At 48.2% G+C, this 6257-nt stretch carries 7 protein-coding genes; 2 read left to right on the forward strand and 5 right to left on the reverse strand.

What is annotated here, in order from left to right:
• Positions 1-13: 13 nt before the first annotated feature.
• The 5 genes from LAY41_RS30420 to LAY41_RS30440 form a co-directional block, all read right to left on the reverse strand.
• Positions 14-952 carry an ABC transporter permease gene (locus tag LAY41_RS30420; protein ID WP_249106263.1) on the reverse strand — a complete coding sequence of 313 codons (939 nt, stop codon included), beginning with the start codon at positions 950-952 and terminating at the stop codon, positions 14-16.
• 197 nt (positions 953-1149) lie between these two features.
• Positions 1150-2277, reverse strand: a complete 1128-nt coding sequence (locus tag LAY41_RS30425; protein WP_249106264.1) for an ABC transporter substrate-binding protein — start codon at positions 2275-2277, stop codon at positions 1150-1152.
• 128 nt (positions 2278-2405) lie between these two features.
• Positions 2406-2804, reverse strand: coding sequence for a hypothetical protein (locus LAY41_RS30430; RefSeq protein WP_249106266.1), 399 nt, complete (start codon positions 2802-2804; stop codon positions 2406-2408).
• A 50-nt stretch (positions 2805-2854) separates the two neighbouring features.
• A complete protein-coding gene (locus tag LAY41_RS30435) occupies positions 2855-3997 on the reverse strand; it encodes an ABC transporter ATP-binding protein (RefSeq protein ID WP_249106268.1) in 1143 nt (380 codons plus the stop codon).
• Positions 3998-4039: 42 nt separating this feature from the next.
• Positions 4040-4189, reverse strand: a complete 150-nt coding sequence (locus LAY41_RS30440; RefSeq protein WP_249106270.1) for a hypothetical protein — start codon at positions 4187-4189, stop codon at positions 4040-4042.
• 92 nt (positions 4190-4281) lie between these two features.
• On the opposite strand from LAY41_RS30440, the gene mrdA reads away from it, so the two are divergent.
• Positions 4282-6120 carry a penicillin-binding protein 2 gene (mrdA, locus tag LAY41_RS30445; RefSeq protein WP_249106272.1) on the forward strand — a complete coding sequence of 613 codons (1839 nt, stop codon included), beginning with the start codon at positions 4282-4284 and terminating at the stop codon, positions 6118-6120.
• Positions 6074-6257 (forward strand): hypothetical protein (locus LAY41_RS30450; protein ID WP_249106275.1); only part of this gene is annotated, 184 nt, incomplete at its 3' end. The genes mrdA and LAY41_RS30450, both read left to right, overlap by 47 nt.

Below are 6257 nucleotides of genomic sequence, written 5' to 3' on the forward strand. Positions count from 1 at the left end.
ATGGCAGTAATGTTTAACTAGCGGCGTTGCGATCGCCAAATTTGAGTAGAAGCGCGATCGCAATACTGACAAGCATGATTAACACCATACTCAAAGCCGAACCAAACCCCCACTGATTAGTTTTGAGAAACTGGTTATAAATCAAACGAGAAATAGTCATAGTCGAATCGCCTCCCAGCAATTCCGGATCGACGAAATCGCCTAAACCAGTGATAAATACCAGCAAAGAAGCGGCTGCAATACCGGGCATTGTTTGTGGAACCGTAACCTGAACAAAAGTTTGAATTGGATTAGCCCCCAAATCGGATGCCGCTTCCAACAACCGCCGATCTAACTTTTCTAAAGAAGCGTAGAGAATCAATACCATATAAGGTAGATAGCCGTAGCTCATCCCAATCAAAACTGCGGGCCAATCGTTGAGCAATTCCAAACGCGGTATCGTCGGCAGTCCCAGATTGCTCAACCACGGGTTGGGGCTAGTCAGTAACGTATTCAGTACGCCGCTGTAGCGCAGAATCGTAATCCAAGCATAAGTACGCAGCAGCGATGATGTCCACAAAGGCAAGACAAAGCCAACCAGGAGCAAATTGCGCCACTTTGTGGGCGCTAACAGGGCAATCCAGTAGGCAACGGGGAATCCCAGCAGCAAACAGATTACAGTAGTCCCACCGGCAAAAAACAGCGATCGCTTCATCACCGACAAATTAACCGGCTCAAATACCCGTAAATAGTTCTCCAATCCAGAAGGATTAACCAGACCCCCCGGTTCTAGTCCCGGCACCAAACTCAGCTCAAAAAGCACCAAAGTCGGCAACACCAGCAATAGCCCCAACCAAATCCCGGCGGGGCCAAGCAATCCTAGAGAGCCCAACCATCGTCCGGCGGTAGGGCTAGCTTGCGGCTCAGATTTAGGAGTGGGAGGAGTAGAGGGAGAGGAAATTTGGGTAGACATATAGCTAGGGGCTCTTTTGCTAGGGACTAGGGGAAGAAGTGTTTAGAATCCGCCAACGTTTCAGGAATTCAGAATGTCCTAACTGCCAAGAAGGTTGCTATAGTTCGATTTTAGATTTTAGATGCAAGGATTTTGGAAGAGGGACACTAGCAAGTAGGGCAATCATCTTAACTGGCAAATCCAAAATCCAAAATTGATTAACTGCTAGTCAACTGAGTCCAGTAGCGATCGTAAACTTGATTAAATTTTCCTAATGGAATAATTCTTTCGCACTTTTCCAGTACAGACTCTTTCGGAAATAAGCTGGGATTTTCGCTTACTTTTGGAGGTAACTGCTTGATGGCGGCTTGATTTGGGGTAGCAAAATTAAGTCGATCGCATACTTGAGCTGCCACAGCCGGTTGCAACATAAAGTTTATCCAATCATAAGCGGCATCGCGATTGGGAGCTGATGCGGGAATTATCATCGTGTCCGTCCACAGAGAAGTACCGCTGCGAGGAATCGCGTATTGCAAGCTGGGGTTTTCTTTGGCCACTTCCACCGCGTCTGCTGAGTAACCCATAGACACCAACAAGTCTCCGGCCAAAATTTGCTCTTTCCAGGTGTCCGTTGAAAAAGAAGCGATCGTAGATTTTAGCGACGCCAACTTTTTATAGGCTTGTTCAAGTTGAGCAGAATCTTGAGAGTTGTAGGAATAGCCCAGCATCCGCAAGGTCGCACCCATCACTTCCCGAACATCATCCAGCAAGGTGATCCGCCTAGACAATACTTGCTGTTGTTCCCAGAGATAGTCCCAATCTTCTGGAGCTTGCTTGAGGGTTTTAGAATTATAAATTAAGCCTGTTGTTCCCCAGCTCATGGGCACGCTGTAGCTGTTATCGGGATCGTAAACTGGATTTTGGAATTGTGGCAAGAGATTATCCAAACCAATTAGACGGTCTCGATCCAGTTCTAGCAGCAAACCCTTATCCCGCATTTGCCGAACCATGTAGTCAGAGGGGTAGATAATACTGTAGTCAGCCCCGCCCCCTATTTGGATCTTGGCCAGCATCGTCTCGTTAGAATCATAAACGGCTACTATCACCTCGATTCCAGTTTCTTTAGTAAAGCTTTTGAGCAAATCTTCATCTGTATAGCTAGACCAGGTATAGATGTATAGCTTCTTGTTGGCACCGCTTTTTCTATTTGATGGTGGTGTCGGTCGTACCTGTGCCAGCGTCCAACCGCAACCCGAAAGGGCAAGTCCTGAAACTGCCGCCGCTGCCGTTTTTAAGAACTGACGCCGGGTTGGATAAAACTGAGATAGCCGCAGATCGTTCGTCATGTGTCAGTTGCCAGTTGTCTATTTAACAATTTCAGATTTCTGATTTAAAATTGACGATTTAAAATCGTCAATTTTAAAGTAAAGTTTTGAAATCTAAAATCTAAAATCTGAAATTATCCGATGACTATTTAACAGTATCGTACTGATTGTTCTAAAGAGAGCGGTTCACCTGTTTTGGCGTCCGTGTTTTGATAGGCAAACATCAGTTCTGGGGATATTTTTTCAAATTCCAGGTTATTGCCCTCGCGTCTAAGGAGGTAGCCGCGCAGTTCTTTATAAGGTAACTTGGTGAATTCATCGATTTCTGAGGTAAAAGAGCGCAGGATCAGAGAAGCAGATGGATTGCAGCTGTCCATCAGTTTGCCCATAAATATTTTTTTGATCGTTTTGTGGTAGCCATAAGTGACGCGACCTGCTTCTCGGTTCATGTCAACCACAAAAGGTTGTCCGTCGCTGCCCAAAAAGGTAGCGATCGCAGTTGAGGAGCAATGGGACTCCAACTCTTGTAAAAACCGATCTAATGTCATTTGTCAACAGTCATTCGTCATTTGTCAATTGGCTATATGAATAAAGTTAATCATGGCGTGTCCCTACAAGCCAGAACCAGACAATCTTTTGGTGTCCAGTAGGCATAGACAGGAGTTTGGGGGTCAGGTAAGCTGGCAAAGGTGTTAGGCTGCTTGACAGTAATGCGATCGCCCGACGTTAATTCCACCACGCAGTGAACGTGGGTTCCCAGATACATCACGTGCTTCAGGCGTCCTTCAAAACAGTTTCCCTGTACGCAGGACGGCTCCAGATTCAGTTGAATCTTCTCAGGTCGCACGCTGACCACCACAGCTTCTTGGGGATTCAAAGACATGGAGGCGGACTGTTTTTGCACCACCATCTTCATTTTAGTTTCTGTCACCACCTGGATTTCGGTGGCGTCCGAGGCAAAAACTTGGCCTCCAAACAGATTAGTATCCCCAATAAAGTCAGCTACAAAAGCAGATTGGGGGCACTCGTAGATTTCGCTGGGCGTACCTATTTGTTCAATTTTGCCCTCGTGCATTACCGAAATCCGATCCGAAAGACTCAGCGCCTCCTCTTGGTCATGAGTAACCATCACAAAAGTCAGCCCCAAGTCTTGGTGTAAATTCGTTAACTCCACCTGCATTTCTTTACGCAGCTTTAAATCCAACGCTCCCAAGGGTTCATCTAGCAAAAGCACCGCAGGCCGGTTCACCAAGGCCCGTGCTAGTGCCACCCGTTGTTGCTGCCCTCCAGACAGCTGAGTGGGGAATCGGTTGGTGAAAGCTTCCATTTTAACCAGCTTGAGGGTTTCTTTAACCCGTTCTGCGATCGAGGCTTTCGGTAATCCTTTAATCCGCAATCCAAAAGCGATATTTTCCCAAACAGTCAGGTGGTTAAACAGAGCATAACTCTGAAACACAGTATTCACAGGGCGGCGATAGGGTGGCACGTATGTCATCGACTTGCCTTGAATTACCACCTCACCGGCTGAAGGCATCTCAAACCCAGCAATTAAGCGCAGTGTAGTCGTTTTACCACACCCAGACGGACCTAAAATACTAAAAAATTCGCCCTGGTGAATCTCAAGGTCAACCCCCCGTACAGCAGTCTCTCCATTGAACACCTTGAAAACTTTACGGAGTTCAACATCCAGTACTGTGTCTGTGCCCTTAGCGTCTGGATTCTGAACAGCAGTCTGAGACATAATGGCGAAATCCTTGTGGCGATGACCCGGTTGCCAGCACAATCAGCATAGTTGTTGATGCAGTGGCAAATCTTCCCTTTTGCTTATTTTGACATTCTGCCACTGACTAAAGCCAGCTGCCCAGCCTGTCAATATAGTATTTGGCTTTACCAAGGGCAGAAGGAAAACGCGAATATTGGTAAAGTTAATCATCAAAACTTTCTCCAAATCCCGACAGCTAAGGCTAAAGAGTGTCAAACTCTAAATTCAGGACTTTGGAACTCAAGACTTAGGAGTACTGCCGTATGACCTTGCTTTGGTCTTCCTCATCAGACAGAAAATCAAAGACCCGCACGGTCGGACGAAATTACCAGTCCTCGGTTGTGATGATAATTATTACCTTGGTAATGCTAGGAGGGATCGGCAGTCGTCTTGCCTACCTGCAACTGATTCAAGGAGAACGCAACCGGGATCTGGCAGACAACAACCGAATTCGTGTGATTCCCAAACAACCCGAACGGGGCAACATTTTCGATCGCAAAGGCAGAATCCTTGCCAGCAGTCGTCTTTCCCGCTCAGTCTATCTCTGGCCCTTAGCACACAAGCAAAAGTCTTGGCCTACCACGCGCAAACGCCTTTCCGAGATCCTGGAGATTCCAGAAGCAGATATTCAAAAGCGCATGGAACAAATAGGCGAAAACAACCCCACCCTCGTGCGAATTGAGCGCGATATTAGTCCGGAAAAGATAGTAGTCCTAGAAGAATCCCAAAACCAGCTACAAGGAGTTGAGGTAGACATAGAACCGGCGCGGGTATACCCCAACGGCGAAATAGCAGCCCACGTCCTGGGTTACACGGGTGAAATGAACCATGTAGATTTAGAGAGGGCGAAGGGCACAAGCAACGACTATCGACTGGGAGATGCGATAGGCAAAATGGGCGTGGAAGCAGCCTTTGAGAAAACACTACGAGGAACCTGGGGCGGCCAACAGGTCGAGGTAGATGGCAAAAATCGGATTTTGCGTATTTTGGGGGAGAAAGCCTCAAAACCGGGCGATAATGTGCATTTAACTATAGACCTAGATTTGCAGAAAGCGGCGGAAGCGGCACTTGGCAGCGACAGAGGTGCAATTGTGGCGATGAATCCCAACAATGGGGCGATTTTAGCAATGGTGAGTCGCCCTGCTTTCGACCCGAATTTTTTTACTCGTCGAATCTCTCAGAAAGAATGGCAGCGCCTGCAAAAGTTAAACCATCCCTTTGTCAACCGTGCGCTACAAGCTTTTCCACCAGCGAGTACCTTCAAAATCGTTACTACCACTGCTGGTATTGAATCGGGCAAACTTTCCCCAAACGTGGTGTTGGGAACATACGCAGGTATTAGGGTCGGGGGGATTTTCTTTGCAGATTGGAACCACGCAGGATTTGGCCCCTTGGGATTTGTGGGCGGTCTTAAGTGGAGTAGCGATACTTTCTTTTATCAAGTGGGAATGAGAACCGGGGGACCAGCCCTGATTGACTGGACGCGACGCTATGGCTTTGGTCAAAAAACTGGCATTGAGTTGGAAGCGGAAGAAACAGCGGGTTTGGTGGCGGATAATGACTGGAAGCAGCGACGGATGAAAGAGGAGTGGACTATTGGAGATACGGTCAATATGTCGATCGGTCAGGGTTTTCTGCAAGCCACACCACTACAGGTGGCCGTGATGTTTGCCGTGCCTGCCAATGGTGGCTACCGAGTCAAACCTCACTTGCTAAAGGATAATGAGGAAGCAAAAAACTGGCGGGTTGATTTGCATTTGAAACCAGAAACCGTTCGAGTGCTGCGGCAAGGTTTAAGGGCTGTGGTAAGTGGGGGTACCGGCGCGGTAATGAATTCGCCAACCATTCCTCCTGCTGCGGGTAAAAGCGGCACTTCTGAAGTGGCGCACGGTAAAAGAACCCACACTTGGTTCGGTTCCTATGCGCCAATAGATAATCCGGAAATTGTCGTGGTGGCTTTTGGCGAACATTCCGGCGGTGGTGGCGGCAAGTTTGCAGCTCCGAAGGTGCTAAAAGTCATGGAAGCTTACTTTCATGTAAAGGGAGGAGCTAAAGGTGCCCCAGCTAAGCCAGTTAAAGTTAAAAGACTCAGACGGCGTTAAGGAGGCAGAGGGGCAGAGGAGCAGAGGAGCAGAGGGGCAGAGGGGCAGAGGAGCAGAGGAGCAGAGGAGCAGAGGGGCAGAGGGGCAGAGGGGCAGAGGAGCAGAGGGGCAGAGGGGCAGAGGGGCAGAGGGGCAGA

Source organism: Argonema galeatum A003/A1, assembly GCF_023333595.1.
In the GTDB taxonomy this organism is placed as follows: Bacteria; Cyanobacteriota; Cyanobacteriia; order Cyanobacteriales; family Aerosakkonemataceae; genus Argonema; species Argonema galeatum.